Origin of the sequence: Mesorhizobium sp. M1088 (assembly GCF_040318575.1) — a bacterium.
Classification (GTDB): domain Bacteria; phylum Pseudomonadota; class Alphaproteobacteria; order Rhizobiales; family Rhizobiaceae; genus Mesorhizobium.
In genome coordinates this window covers 16,016-40,778 of record NZ_JAMYMO010000045.1, presented here as the reverse complement: position 1 = coordinate 40,778, position 24,763 = coordinate 16,016, and the positions used below count along the sequence as shown (strand labels likewise).

Below are 24,763 nucleotides of genomic sequence, written 5' to 3'. Positions count from 1 at the left end.
GAGACATCGCGAACAGGTGTGCGAGGACATCGCGAACAGTTTGGCGCGCTTTGCGCCGGGAGGTTCGGGATGCCATTCGAGGACACGAGCGCGATGTCTCCGGTCCAAACAGGAGGGAGATTGGCCGTCATCCCCGCTTTCGCCAACCTCCAACGTTGAAAGACGGGCTAGGCGACGAAGCTGCCGATCTCCCCCAAGTGGGCCCTCGTGGGGGAGATGGCCGGCAGGGCAGGGGGCGCTGTCCCCCAGGCCTCTCGCAAACTTCCGCCTCGCTGCCGTTCCGTCGGGAGATTAGCCCTTCCGTCTCCGCGTCTCGATGTCGGTCCCGCCGACGAACCAGTCGCGTGCAGCGACCTCCTCGAAAACCACCCAGACATCGTTGTTGGTCAGGCCGGTGACGCCGGTGATGGCCGCTGTCACCTGGGCGGCGATCGCGGCCTTTTTGCCGGCCGGGTCGTCGGCAATCACCTCCTTGACCAGGCGGATATTCACGAATGGCATGGTTCCCTCCCTTGCATATGCTTGGCAGCCGCTCAGTAGGTTTTGGCGCCGTTGACCATGAGCCGGACCATGTAGAGCGATGTGGTGCCGGCGATGTAGAGGCAGTTCAGCTTGTTGCCGCCGAACACGCAATTAGCAACGACTTCCGGTACCTTGACCTTGCCGATCAGCGTCCCGTCTGGATCGTAGCAATGGACCCCGTCGGCGGTGCTGGTCCAGATGCGGCCGTCCGCATCCAGCCTGAAACCGTCGAACAGGCCGGCGGTGCAGTCGGCAAAGACCTTTTCGCCTGAGACCGTCTTGCCGCCCTGGCCGACATTGAACACCCGGATGTGCGCTGGGTTTTGCGCACCATGCGTGCGGCCGGTATCTGCGACATAGAGCTTGCTCTCGTCGAGCGAGAAGGCGAGCCCGTTGGGCCTGACCATGTCGGTGATCACCGCCTCGGTCTCGCCGGTGCCGGGATCGACCCGGTAGACATGGCAGGCGCCGATCTCGCTTTCGGCCTTGTCGCCCTCGTAATCGGTATCGATGCCGTAGCTCGGATCGGTGAACCAGATCGAGCCATCGGACTTGACCACCGCGTCATTGGGCGAGTTCAGCCGCTTGCCGCGCCATTTGTCGGTGATGGTGATGACCGAGCCGTCATGCTCGGTGCGGCTGACGCGGCGGCCGGAATGCTCGCAAGTAACCAGCCGGCCTTGCCGGTCGACGGTGTTGCCGTTGGAATTGCCGGACGGCTGACGGAACACGCTGACGCTGCCGTCGGTCTCGTCGTAACGCAGCATGCGATTGTTCGGGATGTCGGACCAAACCACATAGCGCCCGGCTGCAAACCAGGCCGGTCCTTCCGCCCATCGGCAGCCGGTAAACAGCCTGTCCACCTGTGCATTGCCGTTGAAAAGCCGCGAAAAGCGCGGATCGAGAACTTCGTAGAATTCGCTGGCCATGGTTCCTCCCGGTAGCAGTCGCTTGGCAAGGGCGCGATCAAGCCAGCCTGCGGTCGATATGGCAAGATCGATGATGCGTCTGAAGCATTATGGAAGCGAATGCTGGCCCGGACGGCAGGTCACATCCCGTTAATCGGCTATGCGCCCAGCGCAATGGTGCATTGCAACATCTTATTTTTGCAACGCACCATAACTATGTCATGCTCCGTATCGATCAAGGGAGGAACAACTGGCCGCGAAATGCGGCGCAAAAGGAAACTCGCTATGATCATCGACAGCCTCATGAGCCGCGCTCGCGCCAGCATCGCCAAGCGCCGGCATTACAACCGCCTCGTCGCCGAAATCGACAGCTTCAGCAGCCGCGACCTCGCCGACATGCGCGCCGACCGCTCAGAAATGCTCTACCAGGTCCACAAGCAGATCTACGGCTGAGTGAATGGGATCGGGCTTAGCCCACCCATTCGATCCAGCGGCCGTGGTAATCGCAATGGGCCAGGCGGTGCGTCTCGCCGCCCGGCCATAAAGTCAGGCTGAGTACCGCCCAATTGTTTGTGGGATCGCGCGGCTCCATCCTCAGCCTTGCGATAGGCGCAGCGGCCGTGGCCTGTCTGCCCGCCTGCTCCAGGGCGACGATGATCGCATCCTTGGTCGCCCGCGGCAGGTATTGCCACATGATCGAATGATAGAGCACAAAAGCGCCACCCTCCTGCCGCGCGGCCAGCGCCTTCCCGACAAAATCCGCCGCGTCCGCTTTGACAAGTGGCGGTCGAAACTTTTCGGCAAGTGACAGCGCAGCGTCGAGCCGGGCCAGCCGCGTAGCCTGATCGGCCCAGACGTAAGACCGAAGCCGTAACCGTGTGGCTGCGTCGGCGACATCCACCGGCGCGATGTCACAGCCGGCGCGGTGGCGGACGTCGATCGCTCCACCAAGCGGAACAGCGAGTCCGCGCACCTCCGGCGCCAACCGAACGGTGGAGGTCCGGTCGCCCCACTCGGCATCGCCGTAGCGGTAGTGAAAGCTGTCGAACAGGAGATTGAGCCCAGCGCTGGCGCCAATCTCGCACAAGTCCAGCGGCAGGCCGGTTTCCCGCGCGACCGTCAGAAATCCAGGCAGCAGCATCGCCGACCGGGCGATTTCATTGGTCTGCGGCGCACCGGCGAGGCCGGCGACGATCCGCTCGTCGGATCGCGCAATTGCCTCCGGCAGCACCGCCGCGATCTCGGATTCGCTTGTCTGGTTGGGCGGATAGATCAGTGCCAATCGCTCATTGGCACCCGTCAGGACCAACCCATGCAGCGCGCCGCAAAGCCGCAATGCGAGGGCGTCGGCGCGCGCGTCGCCCGGCCAACCGAGCACCGCCTGCCCGGTCCTGGTGTTTGCGTCGAGAACCTTAGCGAGCGCACGGCATAAATTCGCGGTGAAAGGCGAGCCAAGTCCATCGCAGGCTTTCGCCTGTGCCAGAAAATGATCGCGGATGTCTCGTTCGTCCATCGCGTTTCAGGTGTCTCAGCCCGGAGCCGCGAGCGCCTTCTCGATTTCGGGTAACAGCAGCGTCCGCGCCGAGTCCGGCGTCAGCGGCCCGACATGCTTATAGGCGATCTTGCCATCCTTGCCGATGACGAAGGTTTCCGGCACGCCGTAGACACCCCAGTCGATCGCCGTGCGTCCGGCTTGGTCGACGCCGATCGCCTGGAATGGATTGCCGAGATCGCCAAGGAACCGACGGGCGTTTTCCGGCTGGTCCTTGTAGTTCAGCGCCGCCATGACGAAGCGTCTGTCCTGCGACAGCGCCAGCAGCACCGGATGCTCTTCGCGGCACGGCGCGCACCAGGACGCGAAGACGTTGACCAGCGTCACCTTGCCGGCGAACTGTTTTGAATCGAGGCCCGGCAAATTGGTGCCTTCGAGCGCCGGCAGGTTGGTCTGCGGCGCCGGCAGGCCGATCAGCGCTGACGGCACTTCCGACACGTCGCGCCCGGACAAAAGCTGCGCCAGGAACAATCCCGCCAGCCCGAGAAAGACCACCAGCGGCAGCAGCACGATCAGGCGGCGGCGCGCCGGTGTTTGGGTTTCCGTGCTCATGATTTTACTGCCTTGTCGGAGCGCCGGCGCACGCCGGATGCCTCCAGCTCGGCAAGCTCTCGCTTGCGGCCGCGCTGGTCGAGCAGAATCCAGCCGATCAGCCCACCCAGCACCACGGCCGTGATCGCATAGGCGGCGGTGACATAAAGGGCGTGAACGCTCATTTTCCCGATCCAAGGCTTCTCACGGCGGAATTCATAGCCTCACCGGCTGTTTGTCGCAATGAACGGGTCTGCGGCAGATTTGCGGTTATCGCAAGCCGAAGGTCACTGCGAACGCAAAACACCTGATATGTTTTTGATACGCATGTATTGGCACGTCAGAGACAGCCTGACAGCCCCTTCGCAGGTAAGCAGGATTCTACCGGCGTCATCCCACATCCTGATTGCACTCCAGCCATGGCTCCGGAACTTGCGAAGGCTAATCGATTCGACCGCGATGAACTCAAGCCCGAAAGACACGGCATTGAACGCCGCCCATTTGGCGGGGGGCCGGTAGGGGAGGACGGTCGAGATGAAGGAAAGGTACATGCTAGGCCCTTCACGATTGATTTCGGCCTTGGTTACCTCGACGGAAGACAGGTCCGGATAGTTGCCGTAGATTGTCTGGAGAAAGATCGGGTTCTCTATGCGCAGCGGCCACATCAATCCGTTCCGTGCCGAAGCGCCAGCGCCGCCGCCACCGGCCCGAGCACGGCAAGGAACAGGGTCAGCGCGGCGAGAATGAGGAAGGGCTGCAGAAAAGGATCGGGGTTCGCCACCGCGCCATAGCTTGCTGATACGCCGAAGATCAGCACGGGAATGGTTAGCGGCAGCACCAGCACCGAGATCAGCAGGCCCCCGCGCGGCAGCGCCACCGCCACCGCGGCACCGGCGGCACCGATGAAGGTGATCGCCGGCGTACCGACCAGAAGCGTCAGCGCCGTCGCACCGATGCCGATGGGCTCCATGTTCATGAACAGGCCGAGCAAGGGAGCGGCGATGACCAGCGGCAGCACGCTTCCCGCCCAATGCGCCAGGCATTTCGTCAGAACGGTCAAGGCCAGCATGTGCCGGTCGTTGCCAAGCACCAGAAGATCGAGCGAGCCGTCCTCGCGGTCGGCCTGGAACAGCCGGTCGAGGCCGAGCAGGCAGGCCAGCAATGCGGCGATCCACAGGATCGCCGGGCCGATGCGGGCCAGCAGCTTCAGCTCGGGACCGACGCCGAAGGGGATGGTCGCGATAACGGCGAGAAAGAAAATCACGCCGGTAAGCGCCCCGCCGCCGGCGCGGATACTCAGGCGGATGTCGCGCAGGAAGAGGGCTAGCATGATGTGAGATGCTTTCGCCTGGGCACCCCCCTCTGTCCTGCCGGACATCTCCCCCTCAAGGGCGGAGATTGGCTGTCACGACTGCCTTCGCCAATCTCGATCGTTGAGAGTTGAGCGCAGCGACGAAGCTGCCAATCTCCCCCCTCGTGGGGGAGATGTCCGGCAGGACAGAGGGGGGCGCCGTAGAGCACCAACATCAAACGGCCTCGCCCATCACCAGCCCTTGTGCCCCCTCGATCCCCAGCGGCAAATGCGTCGCCGCAACCACGATCCCCCCACTCTCGAGGTGTTTCCCCATCAATTCGCCGAATCTCTCCTCCGAAGCCTTGTCCAGTCCTGCCGTCGGCTCATCGAGCAGCCACAATGGCCGGTGGCTTACCAGCAGTTTTGCAATCGCCGCGCGGCGACGTTGCCCGGTCGAGAGATAGCCGAAAGGCAGATGGCCGATGCCGCCCAGCCCGACGGTTTCCAGCGCCTCTTCAACACCCGCGGAACCGGCGCCCGAAAAATCGCGCCAGAAGCACAGGTTTTCCGTAACGCTCAGCGCCGTCTTCATCGCGTTGAGGTGGCCGAGATAGTGACACGCCGAGGCGGCCGACGGAAAGTCTTCGCCACCACCTTCGAGCCGCACACGGCCTGCCGCCACCGGCAACAGTCCGGCGACGATCCTGAGCAGCGTCGATTTGCCGGCGCCGTTCGGCCCGGTGACGACCAGCGCCTGGCCATCCCCCAGCGCGAATTCGATGCCGGAAAATACCGTCTCGCCGCCGCGTTCGCCGCCCAGATTTTCGGCGATCAGCCGCATCCGTCCCCCTTCGCCGAAAGTTCAGGCGCGGCTTCGGTGCGCCGCAGCAAAAATGGCGATTCCGTGTCTAGAACTATTCCAGAAAATTCTCTATATCCGCATCATCCGTGCCAGCGGTCGGCACGGGAACCGAATTTGCGCCGAACCAGCGCGCGTGCCGCCTTGAACGGCCCGGACGCTTGGGAACGGATAGCGGAAATGGCCGTACCCGCACCTTTGCGCGTGATTTGCATGCCCACTGGCGTCCGTTCCCTTCCGGCAACCGACAGTTAGGGATCGCACGTGTCCAAATCACTCGACAGCTTCAATTGCCGCCGCACGCTGACCGCCAGCGGCACCGAGTACGTTTACTATGACCTTGTCGAGGCCGAAAAGAACGGCCTCACCGGTATTGCCCAATTGCCCTATTCGATGAAGGTGCTGCTGGAGAATCTGCTGCGCAACGAGGACGGCCGTTCCGTCACCAAGGAGAGCATCCAGGCGGTCGCCGGCTGGCTGACTGACCGGGGCACCGCCGGCGTCGAGATCGCCTATCGCCCGGCACGCGTGCTGATGCAGGATTTCACCGGCGTTCCAGCCGTGGTCGACCTTGCCGCCATGCGCGACGCCATGGCCTCGCTCGGCGGCGACCCACAAAAGATCAATCCGCTGGTGCCGGTCGATCTGGTCATCGACCATTCGGTCATCGTCGACGAATTCGGCACGCCACTGGCTTTCGCCCGCAATGTCGAGCTTGAATATGAGCGCAACGAGGAACGCTACAAGTTCCTGAAATGGGGCCAGCAGGCGTTCCGCAATTTCCGCGTCGTGCCGCCCGGCACCGGCATCTGCCATCAGGTCAATCTCGAATATCTCGGTCAGGTCGTGTGGACCAACAGCGAAGACGGCGAGACCACCGCCTATCCCGACACCTGCGTCGGCACCGATTCACATACCACGATGATCAACGGCCTCGGCGTTCTCGGCTGGGGCGTCGGCGGCATCGAGGCGGAGGCCGCGATGCTTGGCCAGCCGGTCTCCATGCTGCTGCCTGAAGTCATCGGCTTCCGGCTCACCGGCAGGCTGAGGGAAGGCGTCACCGCCACCGACCTGGTGCTCACCGTCACCCAGATGCTGCGCAAGAAGGGCGTCGTCGGCAAGTTCGTCGAATTCTTCGGGCCGGGCCTGTCCAACATGACGCTGGCCGACCGCGCCACCATCGGCAACATGGCGCCGGAATATGGCGCCACCTGCGGCTTCTTCCCGGTCGACAGCGAAACCATCCGCTATCTGACAATGTCCGGTCGCGACGAAAGCCGCATCGCCCTGGTCGAGGCTTATTCGAAGGCGCAAGGCTTGTGGCGCGATGCCGGCTCGGCCGATCCGGTCTTCACCGACCTGCTGGAGCTCGATCTCGGCAGTGTCGTCCCGTCGATGGCCGGCCCGAAGCGGCCGGAAGGCCGGGTCGCACTTGAAGACATTCCGGCTGGCTTCGCCAAGGCCATGGAGTCCGAATACAGGAAGGCCGCCGAAATCGACAAGCGCTATGCCGTCGAGGGCACGAGCTACGATCTTGGCCATGGCGATGTGGTCATCGCCGCCATCACCTCCTGCACCAACACATCGAACCCGAGCGTGCTGATCGGCGCCGGGCTGTTGGCGCGCAATGCCAACCGGCTCGGCCTCAAGCAGAAGCCGTGGGTCAAGACCTCATTGGCGCCGGGCAGCCAGGTCGTCGCCGAATATCTCGAGAAATCCGGCCTGCAGAAGGAGCTCGACCAGATCGGCTTCAACCTGGTCGGCTTCGGCTGCACCACCTGCATCGGCAATTCCGGCCCATTGCCGGCGCCGATCTCCAAGACCATCAACGATAAGGGCTTGATTGCTGCGGCAGTCTTGTCCGGCAACCGCAATTTCGAAGGCCGCGTCTCGCCCGACGTGCAAGCGAACTATCTCGCCTCGCCGCCACTGGTCGTCGCCCACGCGCTGGCCGGGACCGTGACCAAGGATCTGACCACCGAGCCGCTCGGCGAGGATCGCAACGGCAATCCGGTCTATCTCAAGGATATCTGGCCGAGTTCGGTCGAGATCCAGGAATTCATCGAGAAGAACGTCACGCGCGAATTGTTCGCCCGCAAATATGCAGACGTCTTCAAGGGCGACGAGTACTGGCAGAACGTCAAGGCGCCGGAAGGCCAGACCTATGCCTGGGACGACAATTCCACCTATGTGCAGAACCCGCCCTATTTCGCCGGCATGACGTCGGGCTTCGGCAAGATCGGCGATATCAAGGGCGCGCGTGTGCTCGGTCTGTTCGGCGACAAGATCACCACCGACCACATTTCGCCGGCCGGTTCGATCAAGGCGGCCTCGCCGGCCGGCAAGTACCTCACCGACCACGGCGTCGGCGTCGCCGATTTCAACCAGTACGGCACGCGCCGCGGCAATCATGAGGTAATGATGCGCGGCACCTTCGCCAACATCCGCATCCGCAACCACATGCTGGGCGAGAACGGCCGCGAGGGCGGCTACACCATCCATTACCCGTCGAAAGAAGAGGAATCGATCTACGACGCCGCCATGCGGTACAAGAAGGAAGGCGTGCCGCTGGTCATCTTCGCCGGCGTCGAATATGGCAACGGCTCGTCGCGCGACTGGGCGGCCAAGGGCACCAATTTGCTGGGCGTCCGCGCGGTCATCGCCCAGTCCTTCGAGCGCATCCACCGCTCCAATTTGGTCGGCATGGGCGTGATCCCCTTCGTCTTCGAGGAAGGCACCTCATGGGCCTCGCTCAACCTCAAGGGCGACGAACTGGTCGAGATCGACGGACTGGGCAACATCAAGCCGCGGCAGAAGATGATCGCCAGGATCACCTACGGCGACGGCAGCGTCAAAGAGGTTCCGATCATCTGCCGCATCGATACGCTGGACGAGCTCGACTACTTCAAGAATGGCGGCATCCTGCAATACGTGCTGCGCGATCTGGCCGCTTAAGGGAGTAGGGCAATAAGGAGAAGCGACTTATTCCCCTACTGCCCTACTGCCCTACTGCCCTACTGCCCTAATTCCCGGCTTTCCAAACCGCGCTGTCGCCGCCAGCAGCACGCCGAGCATCAGCCCGTTGAATACGTGCCACAGGAAATGCGTGCCGAGCGGAAAGCCGCCGCAGACCAGCGGATCGATCATCCGGCAGATGACCGACACGACGAAGATCGCCGAGCCCGCCAGATTGTACCAGCCGGCACGGTTGCCGCTGGCCGCCACCATGGCGCCGAAGAAGGCGAGCGCCAGGAAGGGCGGCAGATAGCCGGTCGTCCCGTTCGACGCCTGGCGCAGCCAGTCGGGCACGGCAAAGGTCACCAGCCCGGCGACGGCATAGAAGGCGACGAAAATGGCGATCGCCTTGCCCCATTTCATGCCGAGAAAACGCCGCAGGTTGAACAGCGTGTAGGCCAGCGTGAACCCGGCGATCGGCAGCACGTCGGCCCAGACCGTGCCACGGTTGGCAAAGGTGTGGAACAGCGACGAGCCGACGCCGATCGCCACCACCCACCAGGCCAGCACTTCGGCGAAGGTGCCGGTGCCGCGCTTGCGCACCTGCCAGACACCCCATAGCCCGGCGGCAAAAAAAGCCAGATTGCTCAGCGCATTGAGCGGCTCGGCCCAGAATTCCGGCCCCGTCCGTTCGCAATAGAGGTCGACCGGCGCCAGGAGAGATTGCCACATGCTGATTGCCGCCCGAATCGCTTCCATCGTAAAGTGCAAGTCCACCTATTGCGCCCTTGCCAGCGGTTGCAACGGCAAAATTTCACCGCAACGTGACTTCCCGTTGACTGCCGCTTCTGCCACATATTTCGACAACCAGAACAAAGCCGGCGTCACCGGCGGGATCGGAACGGCTATGCCATCTCGAAGACCATTGCGGCTTGCGGCCCTTGCGCTGGCCCTCTCGGCGTTTGCCGGCAGGGCCCTTGCCGAGCCAACCGACAAGCCATTAGGCGTCGTCGAGCTCTTCACCAGCCAGGGATGCAACTCCTGTCCGCCGGCAGATGAATTCTTCGCCGAGCTCGCCGCCAAAGAGGACATCGTCGCGCTCGCTTATCATGTCGATTATTGGGATTACCTCGGCTGGCAGGACACGCTGAGCCGCAAGGAAAATACCGAGCGGCAATACGAGTATATGCGCGCCTTCGGCAGTCGTTCCGTCTACACCCCGCAAGCCGTCATAAACGGCCGCAGCCATGTCAACGGCGCCAGCCGCAAGGAAGTCGACGGCGCGCTGGCCCGCATGGAGAGGGTCGGCGAAGGCATGCGCGTCGGCATCAAGGTCAGCCGGACCAGCGATCGCGTCATGATCGATGCCGGCGACGCTGTGACCGGCCCAACCGACGCGCATGTCGTCATCGTCTATTTCAATCCGCCGCAGACGATAAAGATCGGCAAGGGCGAAAACAGCGGCCGCAGCATGACCTACTGGAACGCCGTCTCCAGCATCCAGACCGCCGGCATGTGGCACGGCAAGGCGCAGCGCTACGAACTGCCGATGAGCGAGATCGCCAAGAAGGGCGGCTGCGCCGTGCTGCTGCAGTCGGTCGGCAAGGACGGCATGCCCGGGCCGATCCTGGGCGCAGCCTTTATCCGCAAGCCTTAGATAGGGCGCCCCCCGTTCTCCCCTTGTTGTGGGAGAAGGGATAACCGCGCTCAAGCCTCCGACGACAGCCTATCTGGATGGATCGCATCGCCACGGCTAATAAAAAACCGGCGTCAGCTTGCTTCTGACGCCGGTCATTTAGGTTTTGGGATCGTCGCACCCGATCTTTCCAAGGAAAAACCGAGGTTGGTTCGATCCGACGCAGACCCGTGGGCGGGGGGCTTGGGGTTTACGAGCCGGTGCCGGACCGAACCGTCTCAGGCAACGCCGGTAAATTCGTCGGACATTGGGGCATGAGCACGGATAAAAAAAGGCAGGATTGTGGCAAAGCATCACCAATTTCAACAGGCGTTTCGCAAACGTGACTGGACGCTGGAGAAACCGCGCGGTGCTGCCGTTGCCCGGCCGGGCCTTGCAATTCGGCAACGAAAGCGCCAACTTTGGTCGGCGTACGATTCATTGCGAGGATCCAGGCATGACTGATCGCAGCAGCGGGACGGAGGATGGGGACGCATCCGCAATATTGATCCCGCTGCATGAGGCAAGACGCGAACGCCTCGACCAGCCGGTGCGGTTCGACCGGCGCGAACTGGACCAGATCCTCAGGCTCTACGGCCGTATGGTTGCCGCCAATGAGTGGCGCGACTATGCCATCGACCATCTCGCCGACCGCGCCGTTTTTTCCGTCTTCCGCCGCACCAGCGAAGTGCCGCTTTTCCAGATCGTCAAGGATCCGAAGCTGGCGCGCCGGCAAGGCGCGTTCGCCGTCATCGCCGCCGGCGGGCGCATCCTCAAGCGCGGCCAGGAACTCGGCCGGGTGCTTGGCGTGTTCGACCGAACACTGAAGCTGGTCGAGGCGTAACCCTTTATTTTTGCAGGCGGAACTTGCGCTCGGGCAGCGATTGCGGATCAGGCGGGATGGACGCCCCGCCGTTGATCGGCAGCTGCATGAAAACCGTGTCCAGCCAGCGTCCGTGCTTATAGCCTGAGCCTTCCAGGCGGCCGGAATGACGAAAGCCGAGCTTCTCGTGCAACCTTACCGAGGCGCTGTCGGGCCGGCCGTCGCCGATCACCGCGATGATCTGGCGAAAACCCGCCGCCTTGGCCGCTTCGATCAGCCCTTGCATCAAGAGCAGCCCGACGCCTTGCCCTTTGGCCTCGGGCGCGACATAGACGGAATCCTCGACGACGAAGCGGTAGGCCGGGCGCGGCCGGAACGCCCCGGCATAGGCATAGCCGAGCACGGCGCCGGCCTTTTCCGCAACGAGATAGGGAAAGCCGCCCGCCATCAGAGTGTCGAAGCGCGTGCCCATCTCGGCGCGGCTCGGCGGTTCGAGTTCGTAGCTCGCCGTGCCGTTTATCACCGCGTCGGCATAGATTTCCGTGATCTGGTCAAGGTCGGCCAACGTCGCGGCGCGTATCGTGATGCTGCTCATAATTTAGGCACGTCGTTCATCTGCCCTATATCACAGCAAAAGCCGGGACAAAAGAAAAGGGCGGCCATTGGGCCGCCCTTTCCAAACTCGCTGGTCCAGGAAAACCGTACTTAGCGACGGTCGCCCATGAACTGCAGCAGAAACATAAACAGGTTGATGAAGTCGAGATAGAGCCTCAATGCGCCCATGATCGCCTTGCGGCCGGCGACATCGGTCTCGTCGCCCTCGAAGTACATCTCCTTGATGTTCTGCGTGTCGTAGGCGGTGAGGCCAGCGAAGATCAGCACGCCGATCGCCGAAACGGCGAAGGAAAGCGCCGACGACTGCAGGAAGATGTTGATCACCATCGCGATGATCAGGCCGACCAGGCCCATGACCAGGAACGACCCGAACGCCGAGAGATCGCGCTTGGTCGTGTAGCCGTAGAGCGACAGCCCGCCAAAGGCGGCGGCGGTGGCGAAGAAGGTCTGCGAGATGCTGGCGGTGGTGTAGACCAGGAAGATCGACGACAGCGACAGGCCGACGAGGCCGGCGTAGACCCAGAATGTCGTCTGCGCGGCCGAAACGCTCATCGACTGGACGCGGAACGACAGGAACATCACCGCTGCCAGCGGGGCGAAGATCACCAGCCATTTCAGCGGCGAGCCGAAGATCGCGTAGCCGAACGAGGTCAGCATCTCGCCGCTTGGCAACGTCGCGACCGCCGAGGCGGGATCGCTGGTAGTGGCCAGCATGATTGTGCCGACCGCGGCAAGGCCGGTGATGAGGAGGCCAAGCCCCATCAGATTGTAGACCTTAATCATGTAGGCCCGCAGGCCCTGGTCGATGGCAGCATCGACGCCGGCGCCGGGCACGGCGCGCGTCTGATAATTGCGAACGGGATCAGCCATGGAAATCCTCATATTGCTTCTGCCCCGTCCGGTGTCAGGTCCTTTTGAACCCAGGCGCCGCTGGCGGGGCTCCAGCATGCCTGCGCCGAAATATGATGGTTCTTGGCGTAAAGGACAAGACCGTAACCAAGCGTAATGCTCCGTGAAGTGCCGGAGATACGGTTTTATTGGCCTTCCCGCCCGGAACATTACCGAGATTTAATCGAAACCGGCTCTGGCTCAAAGATTCCGCAGCACCGGCGCCGCCTTGTGGCCCAGCACCCGCCACGTGCCGGCAAGGCCGATGCCGACCGTGACCACCAGCGAAAAGCCGATGGTCGCCACCGCCACCTCGGGCATGAAGTGCGATGGCAGCGTCATGATGCGCGCGACGACGAACCATGCCGCCACAGCGCCCGCCGCCAGCGCGAAGATCGCAGTGGCAAGGCCGATCAGCATGTATTCCAGCGAAAACGCGGCGATCAGCGTTTTTCTGGTCGCACCCAGGGTCTTCAGCACCACCGCGTCGTGAATGCGAGCCCGGTTGCCGGCGGCGAGCGCCCCGGCCAGCACCAGCACCGAGGCGATCAACGCCACCCCCGCTGCTGCCCTGATTGCTGTGCCGAGCTGCGCCACCAGCCGGTTGACGATTTCGAGCGCGTCCTTGACCCTGACCGTCGTCACCGCGGGAAAGGCACGCGTGACGGCGTTGAGAAGATGCGCATCGTCGGCTGCCGACGCATTCGTCTCGGTCAGCGTCGCCAACCAGCCATGCGGCGCACCGGCGAACGTGTTGGGCGAGAACACCATGACGAAATTGATGCCTATGGTTTCCCATTCGACCTGACGGAAATTGGCGATCTTGGCCGTGATGTTGCGGCCGAGCACGTTGACGGTGATGGTGTCGCCGAGCTTCAGCCCGATCTCTTTGCCTTCCTCGGCGGAAAACGAGACCAGCGGCTCGCCGGCATAGTTCTCCGGCCACCAGCTGCCCTCGGTCAGCGTCGCATTCTCCGGCAGCTTTGCGTCATAGGTCAGGCCACGGTCGCCGCGCAGTACCCAGGCGCCTTCGGCCGGAACCTTGACCTTGTCGACATTGACGCCGTTGAGCGCCATCACCCGGCCGCGCAGCATCGGCACCTTGATCAGCCTGCCTTGCGGTGCCTCTTTGCCGACCAGCGCGGAGAAGGCATCGACGTCACTGCTCTGGATATCGACGAAGAAGAAGTTCGGTGCCCTTTCCGGCAGGCTGCCCGAGATCTGCCGCCTGAGATTGCCGTCGATCAGCGCCAGCGTCACCAGCAGCGTCAGCCCGAGTCCCAACGACAGCACCACGGACGGCGTCAAGGCGCCAGGCCGATGGATGTTGCCGATGGCGAGCCTGAGCGCGGTCGAGCGCACGCGCGGGCTTTTCTTCGCCGCCCACTGCACCAGCGAGCCGACCACACGCAGCACCAGGAACGAAAAGATCGTGGCGCCAACGAAGATCGAGGCAATACGGCGGTCGCCGGAAAACAGGATCGCCAGTACCGCGAGCAGCAGCGCGATGCCCAATGCCGCGGCGATATAGAGCGGGCGGGGAAAACCGCGGCCCTCGAAACCCATTTCGCGAAACAGCGCCGTTGCCGGCACGTCGCGGGCGCGGCCGAGCGGCAGCAAGGCGAAAGCCAGCGTCACCAGCAGCCCGAACAGCGCTGCCATGCCGAGGGCGCCGGGATAGAACCCACCTTCCGCCGGCACTGGAATGACCGATTGGAGTGCGGCGCTGGCCGCGAACGGCATCAGCGCGCCAAGCACAAGGCCTAGCGTGATGCCGAGGGCGGCGATCATCAGGATCTGCACCAGATAGACGGCAAAGACGAAGCCGCCCGAAGCCCCCAGGCTCTTGAAGGTGGCGATGACGCCGCGCTTGCCGTCGAGATAGGCACGCACGGCATTGGCCACGCCGACACCGCCGACCACCAGCGCCGTCAACCCAACCAGCGTCAGGAATTGCGAAAACCGCTCGATATTCGAGGACAGCGCCGGCGCCGCGTTGCTGCGGGTGCGGATCGACCAGCCGGCCTGCGGGAACTGTTTTGTCGCCTGCTCCTGGATTGCCTTGATCTGTGCCTCAGTGGTGCCGCCGGGCAGGCGGACCTTATAGGCATTCTCGACCAGGCTGCCCGGCTGGATCAGGCCGGAAGCGGCAAGCCCGTCGGTCGACACCATCAGCCGCGGCGCAAAACCGAAGCCATCCGACACTGCATCCGGCTCGTTGACCAGCCTGGCACGCAGCTCGAACGTCGCGCTGCCGAGCTTCAGCCGGTCACCGATGCCAAGGTTCAGCCGCTCGAACAAGAGGTCCGGCGCGGCGGCGCCGAAGACCCCGGATTTTTCGCCGAACAGATCTTCTCGCGACAGCACCGGCTCGGTCTCCAGCGCGCCGTAGAGCGGATAGGCGCCGTCGACCGCCTTGGCCTCGACCAGCGCCTGGTCGGAGCCGTCCTCGAGCCTCGCCATCGAGCGCATATTGGCACTGTGCGAAACCGTGCCAAGCTGGTCGAGGAAGCTGCGTTCCGATCTGGTCGGATCGCGCTGGTTGAGCTGGAAGCGGAGATCGCCGCCGAGCAGCGTCTGGCCCTGGTCGGCAACACCGGCGGAAATCGCTTGCGCCACCGAATTGACGCCGCCGATCGCAGCGACGCCGAGCGCGATGCAGGCAAGGAAGATCAGGAAGCCGGACAGCCCGCCACGCATTTCTCGCAGCGAAAACCGAAAGGCGAGCCTCAGCGTGCGCGCCAGCGGCATCATGCGGTCATCCTGCCAGCCCTGGTGGCCGGCTTAGGCGCGTCTTCGATCAGCCCCGACCGCATCGACACCTGGCGCGAGCAGCGCGCCGCGAGTACCGGGTCATGCGTGACCAGCACCAGCGTCATGCCGCGTTCGGCCGCCTTGGCAAACAGCAGGTCGGCGACGTGCCGCCCCGTCGCCTGGTCGAGATTGCCGGTCGGCTCGTCGGCGATCAGGATGCGTGGCGACGGTGCCAGCGCCCGGGCGATCGCCACGCGCTGCTGCTCGCCGCCAGACAATTCGCCGGGGTAATGGGTGACGCGATCGCTCAAGCCCACCGCCGCCAGCTCGCGTGCCGCCACGCCGAATGGATCGACATGGCCGGCAAGCTCCAGCGGGACCGCAACGTTTTCCAGCGCCGTCATATTGGGGATGAGATGGAAAGACTGGAACACGATGCCGATGTTTCGTCCCCGAAACGATGCGATCTGATCTTCGCTTTTGCCGTTGAGCAGCTCGCCGGCAATTCGGACCGTGCCCGAATCGACCCTTTCAAGCCCGGCCAAAACCATCAGCAATGTCGACTTTCCCGAACCTGAAGGTCCAACGATGCCTGTCGCTTCGCCGCCCGCCACATCGAGGCTGACGCCCTTCAGCACATGGACCGAGGATGCACCTTCGCCGAGCGTCAGCGATACGTCTTTCAGCGAAATGACGGCTTCTTCCAAAATCAAATCGTCCTATATGGGGGATGAAGGCTAGTGCATCCGATGCTCGACAAAGACGAAAACCTGCCTTCGCCAACAGATGTTCCTGGTCATATGGGGCCGGCCGCATGGCTTTCAAACACACCTTTGCCGCAGCGTTCGCCCTTTTCCTCGCCATTTGCGGCGCCATTTCGTCGGCGCGTGCCGAACCATTCACCATTGTCGGTTTCGGCGACAGCCTGATGGCGGGTTATGGCCTCGGGCCAGGTCAGGGCTTCACCGAGAAGCTGCAGGCGGCGCTGCGCGCCAAGGGCTACGATGTCACGGTCGCCAACGCCGGCGTCTCCGGCGATACGACGAGCGGCGGTCTGTCGCGGCTCGACTGGTCGGTGCCGGACGGCACGCAACTGGTCATCCTGGAGCTCGGCGCCAACGACATGCTGCGCGGCGTTTCGCCCGCCATAGCGGAAAAGAACCTGGACGCCATGCTGGCAAAGCTGAAGCAGCGCAAGATCGCCGTTTTGCTGGCCGGAATGCGCGCGGCGCCCAATCTCGGCGCCGACTACCAGAACGCCTTCGACGCGACCTTTCCGCGACTGGCTGAAAAATATGGCGTGCCGCTCTATCCTTTCTTTCTCGAGGGCATAGCCGGTCAATCCGTCCTGCAACTCGAGGACGGCCTTCATCCAAACGCCCGAGGCGTCGACCGCATCGTCGAGGGTATCCTGCCCAGTGTGGAGAAGACCATTGAAGCGGTCCGGGGCAATTCCTGAAGGCGAGGGTTCGCCGTCGCAACACCTTCCGCAGGGGAAGCTTTTAGGCAGGCCTGCGACCAACAAACCCCTTGCCCCGTTTGGATATCGATGATTCGCTAGGGGCAAGAGTTCGATTCGAGGACAGGAGGCTTCCCATGCCGCGTCTTTTTACCGCCCTCGAGATACCGCGTGATGCCGCTCTTTCGCTGTCCCTGCTCAGGGGCGGCCTGCCGGGAGCCCGCTGGATCGACGTCGAAAACTATCATCTGACGCTGCGCTTCATCGGCGATGTCGAGGGCCATGTCGCCGACGACATCGCCAATGCGCTTGACCGTGTTCACCGCCCGTCCTTCCCGCTGACGCTGTCCGGCGTCGGCGCCTTCGGCCAGAAGAAGCCGCATGCGGTGTGGGCCGGGGTCGCCGCTTCGCCCGATCTTTCCGCATTGCAGGCCGAGATCGAGCGCATCTGCCAGCGGCTCGGCATCCCGGCCGACCCGCGCAAGTTCATGCCGCATGTGACGCTGGCCCGCCTGCGCAATTCGAGCCCGCTCGACGTCGCCCAGTACCTGTCGGCACGCGGCAATTTTTCGACGCTGCCGTTCCGGGTCGGCCGCTTCGTGCTGATGTCGTCGCGCGATTCGGTTGGCGGCGGGCCTTACGTCGTCGAGGAGGCCTGGCCGCTTTCAGGTGCCGACAACCGCGTCGCCAGCCGTTTGGTCGGCGCCGCCGACGCTTCGCGGATCATGCGGTAGACGGACATGGCCAGGGAGAAACTAGCAAAAGAGGCGATCCGCGCCGAACTTGCCGGCCTCGACGGCTGGTCGCTGGCCAAGGATGGTGGCTCGATCACCCGCAGCTTCACCTTCAAGAATTTCTCCGAAGCCTTTGCCTTCATGACCCGCGTTGCCCTGGCCGCGGAGAAGATGGACCACCATCCCGACTGGTCGAACGTCTACAAGACGGTGAACGTGACCCTCAACACGCACGACGCCGGCGGCCTGACCGCGCTGGATTTCGATCTGGCCAGGAAAATGAACCGCTATTTCGGCGGCTGAGCCTATCTGCACCTTGCAGCGAGGTTCGGCTTTCACCACATTTTGCGTCGCGGTCACGCGTGAAGTCACGCGACGGCCGCAAGGAGAGGTTGATGGCGCAAAAATCCGGTTTTGATTTCTTCGGCCTCGGCAGCAAGCCGGGCAACGAGAGCGAAGTGCGCGAAAAGTTCTGGCGTACGGCGAAGAAGGCCGCCCGGCATATCCCGTTTATGGAAGAGGTGGTCGCCGCCTATTACTGTGCCATGGACAAGAAGACGCCGCTTCGCGCCAAGGGCACCTTGATTGCTGCGCTCGGCTATTTCGTGCTGCCGACGGACGTCATCCCCGATTTCATCCTTGGGCTAGGCTTCACCGACGACATCGCCGTGCTGACCGCCGCGATTACCGCCGTCAGCGCCCATATCACGCCGGCGCACCGGCTCGCCGCCAGGCAGGCCATCGCCGGCAAGAGCTGAGCCGGTGCGGCGCAAAAATCGCGTGAGAACCGACTTTCCGGCCGTCAAATCCACCGCCGCACCCGCGCCTTGTAGGCGCGATAGACATCTCCGAACTTCCGCTCGAGGTAGCGCTCTTCCGGCGCGATAACGCCGGTATTGATCACCCACAGCAGGGGGATGACGAGCGCGATAGCCCAAAGACTTCCGGCCGCGACGCCGAGGCCCAAATAGACGAGGGTCGTTCCCAGATAGAACGGGTTCCTGGTCCGACGATAGATACCGTCGACGACCAGCGCCGTCGTTGGCAAGGTCGGTGGTATGTTGGTTCCAGCGGCCTGAAAGCGGTCCGCTGCCATAAAGATGAACACGAAGCCGCACACCGCGAGCACGGCGCCGGTCAGATAGCGGGCGAGCGCCTGCCCGGCCATGACCGGGAGCGGCACGAGCACCTCGAGCACGGTTGCCGCCACCAGGAAGCCGAGGAAGATCAAAGGTGGCAGCGCAATGACCCCGGCCACGTCGGGGGCGCCCGATCCGCCCGCCGCCTCCCCGCCATCCGACCGGGGCACCGCGCCACCGGCCGCCACGCGGACGGCGACACGAACGCCGAACACGATCGCCAGGACGACTGTGCCGCCCGCCAGGGTCAGAACTGTCTCGGAAATGGCCATGGCCAAATCTCCCGTAAGCCGCCAGGGAGGGCACCCTGGCCGAGCGCCGTGGCGGCGAACGCAGACATGGTACCGCCTGCAGGGAAATTCGTCACGCACCTCAAAAAGCGAGAATCGCCGCAAGACCTAGCTGCTTGAAAAGTCAAACTCTTGCCGTTTTCGTGGCCTCCAAGTCGCGGCAGGGACATTGCGCCAGCCGCTTTTTCGAGCGGCAGCGCGAAGACGGCGGCGGTTTCCTGGCGTGAACATCCTTTTCTAAGGGGAAATTCACCGTTTGGTAACCCAGATTAAATCAAAATGAAGCGACGGGCAGGACGCCGAGCCGGCCTGCCGCCGCACCAGTGGAATACGGGAAAAGCGATGCGCGGATTGATTGCTATAGTTTCCAGCCTGGCCCTGGTGGCCTTGACGGCGCCCGCGCTGGCGCAGTCGGCAACCAAGATCGGCCAGCATAATGCCTGGGGCACCTACAGTTATCAGGCGTCGGGCGGCGGCAAGGTCTGCTATGTCCTGACGGTGCCAACCGACAAGCAGCCGCCGACGCTCGATCACGGCGACATGTTCTTCTTCGTCAGCCAGCGGCCGGGGCAGCAAGTGTCCTACGAGCCGCAATTCATTGCCGGCTATACCTTCCAGGAAGGTTCCAAGGCCACCGTCACCATCGACAAGAAGTCTTTTTCGATGTTCACGCGCGGCAAGTCGGCCTGGGTCGAGAACGCCGCCGAGGAGCCGGTGCTGATAGCCGCGATGAAGACCGGCACCGACATGAAGGTGTCGGCCAAGTCCGGCCGCGGCAACACCACCACCTACGTCTTCTCGCTGAAGGGCATCTCGGCGGCGCTGGCCTCGATCGCCAAGTGCAAGTAGGTAGAGCCGGAAGAACAACGAACCTTTTAGGCGTTGAGGCCGCCCTCAGTGCCCTGCCGGGCATTTCTCCCTGTATGGTGACGCGGAGAAGAGCGCCGCATGGAAGCTTTCGCCAATTGCCGGCGTTGCAGGAACGGCGCTGGCGTCGCCGTCGGATGAGGGCAGCGCCGAGGTCGCCAATTTGGTTGTCTCCAACGTAAAACTGGACGCCAGCCTTTTCTGAAGCCCTGCCCTTGCTTGCGCGCCCGGCATGACTCCGCCGCTAACCTGTGCTATGCGCCGCGCTTCATTTCGGGCACGATGCTGTATTCGGCCGCAAATCGCTTATATTGGCGCAACAATGACCCTTTCATTCGATCTTACCGTCGAAGGCGCGCGTGACGCGTTGCGCACCCGCACGACGCCTGAAAAACCGTCGCTGATCGGCTTGACGCGCGCCGAACTCGGGGCCGCCCTCGTCGCCGCCGGCATCGTGCCGGAGCGCCAGGCGAAAATGCGCGCCCAACAGCTCTGGCATTGGATCTATGTGCGCGGCGTTTCCGACTTCGCCGGCATGTTCAACATCTCCAAGGATCTGCGCGCCGCGCTCGACAGGCATTTCACCGTCGCCAGGCCCGAGATCGTCGAGGAGCAGATTTCCTCCGACGGAACCCGCAAATGGCTGTTCCGCTTTCCGCCGCGCGGCGCCGGCCGGCCGGTCGAGATCGAGACCGTCTACATTCCCGAAGAAGGCCGCGGCACGCTCTGCATCTCTTCGCAAGTCGGCTGCACCCTGACCTGCTCCTTCTGCCACACCGGCACGCAGAAACTGGTGCGCAACCTGACCGCCGAGGAAATCCTCGCCCAGCTCTTGACCGCCCGGGACCGGCTTGGCGATTTCCCCGACCGCGACACGCCCGACGGCGCCATCGTGCCGGCCGAGGGGCGGAAAGTGTCCAACGTCGTCATGATGGGCATGGGCGAGCCGCTCTACAATTTCGAGGCGGTGAAGAAGGCCCTGCTTATCGCATCCGACGGCGACGGGCTTTCCCTGTCGAAGAGGCGCATCACGCTCTCGACCTCAGGCGTGGTGCCCGAGATCTTCCGCACCGGTGAGGAGATCGGCGTCATGCTGGCGATCTCGCTGCACGCCACCAACGACGATCTGCGCGACCTTTTGGTGCCTATCAACAAGAAGTATCCGCTGAACGAACTGATCGCTGCCTGCCGTGCCTATCCCGGCCTGTCCAACGCCAAGCGGATCACCTTCGAATATGTCATGCTGAAGGACGTCAACGATTCGATCGAGGACGCCAAGGCGCTGGTCAAGCTGCTCAAGGGCATCCCGGCCAAGATCAATCTGATCCCGTTCAATCCGTGGCCGGGCACCAACTACCAGTGCTCGGACTGGGAGACGATCGAGAAATTCGCCGACTACATCAACAATGCCGGCTATGCCTCGCCGATCCGCACGCCCCGCGGCCGCGACATCCTCGCCGCCTGCGGCCAGCTCAAGTCGGACTCCGAGCGCATGCGCAAGGTCGACCGGCTGGCGCTGGAAGCCATGATGATCGCGGGGCATGGCGAGGCGTGAACCGCCTCGTCGCCTATCTCATCCGCTTCGCCGTCATCCTTGTCGGCTACGGCGTTGCTTCGCTGGCGGCAAGCGCCTTCCTTAACATCATGTTCCTGGCGTCTCTTGGGCTGATAACGGACGAGACGCAACCGGCGGCGCAGGCGTCGCTGTGGTTTTCAATCCCCTTCGTCGCGCTGTTCGTCGCCTATTTCGCCTTCATGCCGGCCGCCATCGCCATCCTCGTCTCCGAGATCCTTGGCCGGCGTGACTGGCTGTTCTATGCGCTGGCGGGTGCTGTGGTCTCGGCGGTCTTCCTTGGCTTCGTCCACCAGACGGCCGATGCCAATTTCGAGGTTACCAATACCAGCGTCATGCTGGCGGTGATCGGCTGCGGTATGGTCGGCGGTATTTTCTACTGGCTGAGCGCCGGGCGCTCGGCCGGAAGCTGGCGTCAGATCGGACGCCCTATTTCGCCTGGGCCGTCAGGATCTTGAGCGCGAAGGCCGAAAACACCCCGGCAAACAGATAGTCGACGACGCGGGTCACACGCGGGCTGGATTTCATCGCGGCCGAGAATTTTTCGGCCGCCAGCACCATCGGCGCCGTCACCGGGATCGCCAGCACGACGAACATCGCGCCGAGGAAGAACAGCTTTCCCGGCGCGTTGGGATCATGCGCGGAGACGAATTGCGGCAGGAAGGTCATGAAGAACAGGATGATCTTCGGGTTGAGCAGATTGACCCCGAGCCCCGCCGCCCAGCTGCGGAACAGCGAGATCTGCGGCCCGCTCTTCTTCTCCGGTGAAAACGCCGACCCTTTTGTGATCGCCTGCCATGCCAGGAAGACCAGATAGCCGGCGCCGAAAATCTTCAGCACGAAGAACGCCATCGGCGAGGCGACGATCAGCGCCGAGACGCCGACCACCACCAGCGTGGTGTGGATCAGCGTGCCGCACAAGGCGCCGGCCATCGAGGCAAAGCCGGTGGCACGGCCCTGGCTCAGCGTGCGCGAGACGAACAGCGTCATGTCAGGCCCGGGCGTGATCGCCAGGATGAAGGTGGCGATGGAGAACTGGATAAGCGTCGTACTGTCGGGGATGAAGGACATGGCTCGTCTCGTAGCGGCAAAAGACGGCGCAGCCATAGCGCAAGAGCCGTGTGCTCGCCAGCCTCTTGGAGATGAAGCATCTGGTCCAGGCATCATTCGTCCCTTGCGCTGGCCTAAAACGCCGTGATACCTCGCCCGCGAAGAACCCCTGTCGCGGAACTGCCCACCATGTCGAAAGCAAAAGCCGTCAAGAAAGTCGTGCTCGCCTATTCCGGCGGCCTTGATACCTCGATCATCCTGAAATGGCTGCAGACCGAACTCGGCGCCGAGGTCGTCACCTTCACCGCCGATCTCGGCCAGGGTGGCGAACTGGAGCCGGCCAGGCGCAAGGCCGAGATGATGGGCATCAAGGACATCCGCATCGTCGATGTCCGCGAGGAGTTCGTATCCGATTTCGTCTTTCCGATGTTCCGCGCCAACGCCGTCTATGAAGGCACCTATCTGCTCGGCACCTCGATCGCCCGGCCGCTGATTTCGAAACATCTTGTCGAGATCGCAAAAGAGACCGGCGCCGATGCCATCGCCCATGGCGCCACCGGCAAGGGCAACGATCAGGTGCGTTTCGAGCTTTCCGCCTATGCGCTGAACCCCGACATCAAGGTCATCGCGCCCTGGCGCGACTGGTCGTTCAAGTCGCGCACCGATCTCATCAATTTCGCCGAGCAGCACCAGATCCCGGTGCCGAAGGACAAGAAGGGCGATGCGCCGTTTTCCGTCGACGCTAACCTGCTGCACTCCTCCTCCGAGGGCAAGGTGCTGGAGGACCCGTGGAGCGAGCCGCCGGAATTCGTCCACCAGCGCACCATCTCGCCGATGGATGCGCCGGATGAGGTCACCGAGATCGAGATCGAATTCCTCAAGGGCGACCCGGTTGCGCTCAACGGCAAGAAGCTGTCGCCGGCAACGATGCTGGCGGCGCTGAACGATCTCGGCCGCGACAACGGCATCGGCAGGCTCGACCTGGTCGAGAACCGTTTCGTCGGCATGAAATCGCGCGGCGTTTACGAGACCCCCGGCGGCACCATCCTGATCGCCGCCCATCGGGCGATCGAATCGATCACGCTCGACCGCGGTGCGGCCCACCTCAAGGACGAGTTCATGCCGCGCTATGCCGAGCTGATCTACAACGGCTTCTGGTTCGCGCCCGAGCGCCTGATGCTGCAGGCAATGATCGACAAGAGCCAGGAAGACGTCGAAGGCACCGTGCGGCTGAAGCTCTACAAGGGCAACGTCATGGTCACCGGCCGCAAGTCGAGGAAGACGCTCTATTCCGACGCGCTGGTCACCTTCGAGGACGACCGCGGCGCCTACGACCAGAAGGATGCCGAAGGCTTCATCCGCCTCAACGCGCTCAGGCTGCGCACGCTGGCGGCGCGTAACCGCCAGCGCTGACATCCGAACAGCGGGCTGGGCGCTCTACCGATCTCGTGAAAGCTGAAAACGATCCGAGAAAACTAGGACGTAGACTCATTACCTGCACCGTGCCGTCATGGGCCTCGGTAATGGCGTCCATCAGCCGATCCCAGACACCTGCTTTCCGCCATCGAACGAAACGGTTGTAGCAAGTGGTGCGAGGGCCATAGCGCTCGGCCAGATCGCGCCATGGCGCACCCGATCGCAGCACCCAGAAGATGCCGTTCAGCACGCGACGGCCATCGACACGCGGCACGCCTCGCGGCTTGTTGGGCAAAAGCGGCTCGATGACGCGCCATTCGAAGTCGGTCAGATCGTATCGGCTCATGCCCTTATGAATCAGACTCCGCTCAAATTTGGAACCAGCCAGTCGGCAAACGACCCAATGCGGACAGGACGCCTGCTCACACCTCACTTCCATGTTGGTGAGCTTCGTCCTCAACAAAAAGGTCGAGGCTCCAGCCAACACCGCAATCCGCGAGCACCCTCATCGCAGACGGCTCAAGCCAAATGCCGCACTGTACGTCGTAGGGCTGATAGAACCCGCCGTAGATAGTTATCTGCTTTGGCCGCACTTCCTGCCGCAGCCGTGCGAAGGCCTCCTCCCGACCTCGCATCTGCTCGATCAGGTAGTTGACCGCATTCTCGTGCTCGGCCCCACTCCGGAGCCTTTGCCGCGGACCATCGAGGCTCCATCCATTCTTCTTGCGCGGGGAACCGTTACGCATCGGGTCGCCCTTGCGGACTATGCGTGTCGGTTCGAGGCTTAGGATCGCAGTCACCCTCTCGGGGTCCGCATCGAAATCAACGATCGAGAGCGAGATCATCGCCTGTCCTAGCT

At 63.2% G+C, this 24,763-nt stretch carries 28 protein-coding genes and 1 pseudogene; 12 read left to right on the top strand and 17 right to left on the bottom strand.

Annotated features, from left to right (window positions below; all coding sequences use genetic code 11):
- Nucleotides 1-291 precede the first annotated feature (291 nt).
- A complete protein-coding gene (locus tag NKH49_RS30260; protein ID WP_352615482.1) occupies nucleotides 292-501 on the bottom strand; it encodes a tautomerase family protein in 210 nt (69 codons plus the stop codon).
- Nucleotides 502-533: 32 nt separating this feature from the next.
- Nucleotides 534-1,451 (bottom strand): SMP-30/gluconolactonase/LRE family protein, encoded by a 918-nt coding sequence (locus tag NKH49_RS30255; RefSeq protein WP_352470820.1) that lies wholly within the window; start codon nucleotides 1,449-1,451, stop codon nucleotides 534-536.
- A gap of 264 nt (nucleotides 1,452-1,715) precedes the next feature.
- Here NKH49_RS30255 and NKH49_RS30250 point away from each other — a divergent pair, with 264 nt between their 5' ends.
- Entirely contained in the window at nucleotides 1,716-1,883 is a 168-nt protein-coding gene (locus NKH49_RS30250) for a hypothetical protein (RefSeq protein ID WP_023721879.1), read from the top strand.
- 16 nt (nucleotides 1,884-1,899) lie between these two features.
- On the opposite strand, the gene NKH49_RS30245 is transcribed toward NKH49_RS30250, so the two are convergent.
- The 6 genes from NKH49_RS30245 to ccmA form a co-directional block, all read right to left on the bottom strand.
- The gene (locus NKH49_RS30245; protein ID WP_352491646.1) at nucleotides 1,900-2,943 is read right to left on the bottom strand and encodes a DUF2332 domain-containing protein; all 1,044 of its coding nucleotides are present in this window, start codon (nucleotides 2,941-2,943) and stop codon (nucleotides 1,900-1,902) included.
- 15 nt (nucleotides 2,944-2,958) lie between these two features.
- Nucleotides 2,959-3,534 carry a DsbE family thiol:disulfide interchange protein gene (locus NKH49_RS30240; RefSeq protein WP_352491647.1) on the bottom strand — a complete coding sequence of 192 codons (576 nt, stop codon included), beginning with the start codon at nucleotides 3,532-3,534 and terminating at the stop codon, nucleotides 2,959-2,961.
- Complete coding sequence (ccmD, locus tag NKH49_RS30235) at nucleotides 3,531-3,698, bottom strand: heme exporter protein CcmD (protein WP_352456348.1); 168 nt, start codon at nucleotides 3,696-3,698, stop codon at nucleotides 3,531-3,533. Before ccmD ends, NKH49_RS30240 begins: the two co-directional genes overlap by 4 nt.
- 102 nt (nucleotides 3,699-3,800) lie before the next feature.
- Nucleotides 3,801-4,178, bottom strand: coding sequence for an Imm50 family immunity protein (locus NKH49_RS30230; protein WP_352470823.1), 378 nt, complete (start codon nucleotides 4,176-4,178; stop codon nucleotides 3,801-3,803).
- Entirely contained in the window at nucleotides 4,178-4,843 is a 666-nt protein-coding gene (ccmB, locus tag NKH49_RS30225; RefSeq protein WP_352470824.1) for a heme exporter protein CcmB, read from the bottom strand. The genes NKH49_RS30230 and ccmB overlap by 1 nt, the downstream gene beginning before the upstream one ends.
- 196 nt (nucleotides 4,844-5,039) lie before the next feature.
- A complete protein-coding gene (gene ccmA, locus NKH49_RS30220) occupies nucleotides 5,040-5,648 on the bottom strand; it encodes a heme ABC exporter ATP-binding protein CcmA (RefSeq protein WP_352615485.1) in 609 nt (202 codons plus the stop codon).
- A 282-nt stretch (nucleotides 5,649-5,930) separates the two neighbouring features.
- On the opposite strand from ccmA, the gene acnA reads away from it, so the two are divergent.
- A complete protein-coding gene (gene acnA, locus NKH49_RS30215) occupies nucleotides 5,931-8,621 on the top strand; it encodes an aconitate hydratase AcnA (RefSeq protein ID WP_352615486.1) in 2,691 nt (896 codons plus the stop codon).
- Between the two features lie 51 nt (nucleotides 8,622-8,672).
- Here the strand turns inward: acnA and NKH49_RS30210 are convergent, their stop codons facing one another.
- Nucleotides 8,673-9,353 (bottom strand): ceramidase domain-containing protein, encoded by a 681-nt coding sequence (locus NKH49_RS30210; RefSeq protein WP_352615488.1) that lies wholly within the window; start codon nucleotides 9,351-9,353, stop codon nucleotides 8,673-8,675.
- A gap of 175 nt (nucleotides 9,354-9,528) precedes the next feature.
- Here NKH49_RS30210 and NKH49_RS30205 point away from each other — a divergent pair, with 175 nt between their 5' ends.
- Complete coding sequence (locus NKH49_RS30205) at nucleotides 9,529-10,278, top strand: DUF1223 domain-containing protein (RefSeq protein WP_352470828.1); 750 nt, start codon at nucleotides 9,529-9,531, stop codon at nucleotides 10,276-10,278.
- 475 nt (nucleotides 10,279-10,753) lie between these two features.
- The gene (locus tag NKH49_RS30200; protein ID WP_031212724.1) at nucleotides 10,754-11,140 is read left to right on the top strand and encodes a DUF2794 domain-containing protein; all 387 of its coding nucleotides are present in this window, start codon (nucleotides 10,754-10,756) and stop codon (nucleotides 11,138-11,140) included.
- A gap of 4 nt (nucleotides 11,141-11,144) precedes the next feature.
- Here the strand turns inward: NKH49_RS30200 and NKH49_RS30195 are convergent, their stop codons facing one another.
- The 4 genes from NKH49_RS30195 to NKH49_RS30180 all read right to left on the bottom strand — a co-directional run bounded on the left by NKH49_RS30195 (nucleotide 11,145) and on the right by NKH49_RS30180 (nucleotide 16,083).
- A complete protein-coding gene (locus NKH49_RS30195; protein WP_352470829.1) occupies nucleotides 11,145-11,714 on the bottom strand; it encodes a GNAT family N-acetyltransferase in 570 nt (189 codons plus the stop codon).
- 110 nt (nucleotides 11,715-11,824) lie between these two features.
- Nucleotides 11,825-12,604, bottom strand: a complete 780-nt coding sequence (locus NKH49_RS30190) for a Bax inhibitor-1/YccA family protein (RefSeq protein ID WP_254817871.1) — start codon at nucleotides 12,602-12,604, stop codon at nucleotides 11,825-11,827.
- Nucleotides 12,605-12,823: 219 nt separating this feature from the next.
- A complete protein-coding gene (locus NKH49_RS30185) occupies nucleotides 12,824-15,373 on the bottom strand; it encodes an ABC transporter permease (RefSeq protein WP_352615523.1) in 2,550 nt (849 codons plus the stop codon).
- Nucleotides 15,373-16,083, bottom strand: coding sequence for an ABC transporter ATP-binding protein (locus NKH49_RS30180; protein WP_352615489.1), 711 nt, complete (start codon nucleotides 16,081-16,083; stop codon nucleotides 15,373-15,375). Before NKH49_RS30180 ends, NKH49_RS30185 begins: the two co-directional genes overlap by 1 nt.
- Before the next feature lie 107 nt (nucleotides 16,084-16,190).
- Between NKH49_RS30180 and NKH49_RS30175 the strand changes: the two genes are divergently transcribed.
- The 4 genes from NKH49_RS30175 (at nucleotide 16,191) to NKH49_RS30160 (ending at nucleotide 18,327) form a co-directional block, all read left to right on the top strand.
- Entirely contained in the window at nucleotides 16,191-16,835 is a 645-nt protein-coding gene (locus tag NKH49_RS30175) for an arylesterase (RefSeq protein ID WP_352450197.1), read from the top strand.
- Between the two features lie 137 nt (nucleotides 16,836-16,972).
- A complete protein-coding gene (gene thpR / locus NKH49_RS30170) occupies nucleotides 16,973-17,569 on the top strand; it encodes an RNA 2',3'-cyclic phosphodiesterase (RefSeq protein WP_352450198.1) in 597 nt (198 codons plus the stop codon).
- A 6-nt stretch (nucleotides 17,570-17,575) separates the two neighbouring features.
- Nucleotides 17,576-17,872 carry a 4a-hydroxytetrahydrobiopterin dehydratase gene (locus NKH49_RS30165; protein WP_023679826.1) on the top strand — a complete coding sequence of 99 codons (297 nt, stop codon included), beginning with the start codon at nucleotides 17,576-17,578 and terminating at the stop codon, nucleotides 17,870-17,872.
- Nucleotides 17,873-17,964: 92 nt separating this feature from the next.
- Nucleotides 17,965-18,327: a YkvA family protein gene (locus tag NKH49_RS30160; protein ID WP_352540811.1), complete on the top strand. Its 363-nt coding sequence runs from the start codon at nucleotides 17,965-17,967 to the stop codon at nucleotides 18,325-18,327.
- A gap of 44 nt (nucleotides 18,328-18,371) precedes the next feature.
- Here the strand turns inward: NKH49_RS30160 and NKH49_RS30155 are convergent, their stop codons facing one another.
- Nucleotides 18,372-18,980, bottom strand: a complete 609-nt coding sequence (locus tag NKH49_RS30155; protein ID WP_352929121.1) for a methyltransferase family protein — start codon at nucleotides 18,978-18,980, stop codon at nucleotides 18,372-18,374.
- 360 nt (nucleotides 18,981-19,340) lie between these two features.
- On the opposite strand from NKH49_RS30155, the gene NKH49_RS30150 reads away from it, so the two are divergent.
- From NKH49_RS30150 to NKH49_RS30140, 3 genes are all read left to right on the top strand, one after another.
- Nucleotides 19,341-19,847, top strand: a complete 507-nt coding sequence (locus NKH49_RS30150; protein ID WP_023721899.1) for an invasion associated locus B family protein — start codon at nucleotides 19,341-19,343, stop codon at nucleotides 19,845-19,847.
- Nucleotides 19,848-20,187: 340 nt separating this feature from the next.
- Entirely contained in the window at nucleotides 20,188-21,420 is a 1,233-nt protein-coding gene (gene rlmN, locus NKH49_RS30145; protein WP_352615494.1) for a dual-specificity RNA methyltransferase RlmN, read from the top strand.
- Nucleotides 21,417-21,896, top strand: coding sequence for a hypothetical protein (locus NKH49_RS30140; RefSeq protein WP_352577270.1), 480 nt, complete (start codon nucleotides 21,417-21,419; stop codon nucleotides 21,894-21,896). The genes rlmN and NKH49_RS30140 overlap by 4 nt, the downstream gene beginning before the upstream one ends.
- Here NKH49_RS30140 and NKH49_RS30135 read toward each other — a convergent pair.
- A complete protein-coding gene (locus tag NKH49_RS30135) occupies nucleotides 21,868-22,509 on the bottom strand; it encodes a LysE family translocator (protein WP_352479689.1) in 642 nt (213 codons plus the stop codon). The genes NKH49_RS30140 and NKH49_RS30135 overlap by 29 nt on opposite strands.
- A gap of 168 nt (nucleotides 22,510-22,677) precedes the next feature.
- Here NKH49_RS30135 and NKH49_RS30130 point away from each other — a divergent pair, with 168 nt between their 5' ends.
- The gene (locus tag NKH49_RS30130; RefSeq protein ID WP_352615496.1) at nucleotides 22,678-23,901 is read left to right on the top strand and encodes an argininosuccinate synthase; all 1,224 of its coding nucleotides are present in this window, start codon (nucleotides 22,678-22,680) and stop codon (nucleotides 23,899-23,901) included.
- An 85-nt stretch (nucleotides 23,902-23,986) separates the two neighbouring features.
- On the opposite strand, the pseudogene NKH49_RS30125 reads toward NKH49_RS30130, so the two are convergent.
- Nucleotides 23,987-24,250, bottom strand: a pseudogene (locus tag NKH49_RS30125) (IS5 family transposase); the annotation flags it as partial.
- Between the two features lie 76 nt (nucleotides 24,251-24,326).
- Nucleotides 24,327-24,749, bottom strand: coding sequence for a DUF4279 domain-containing protein (locus NKH49_RS30120; protein WP_352615498.1), 423 nt, complete (start codon nucleotides 24,747-24,749; stop codon nucleotides 24,327-24,329).
- Nucleotides 24,750-24,763: the final 14 nt, after the last annotated feature.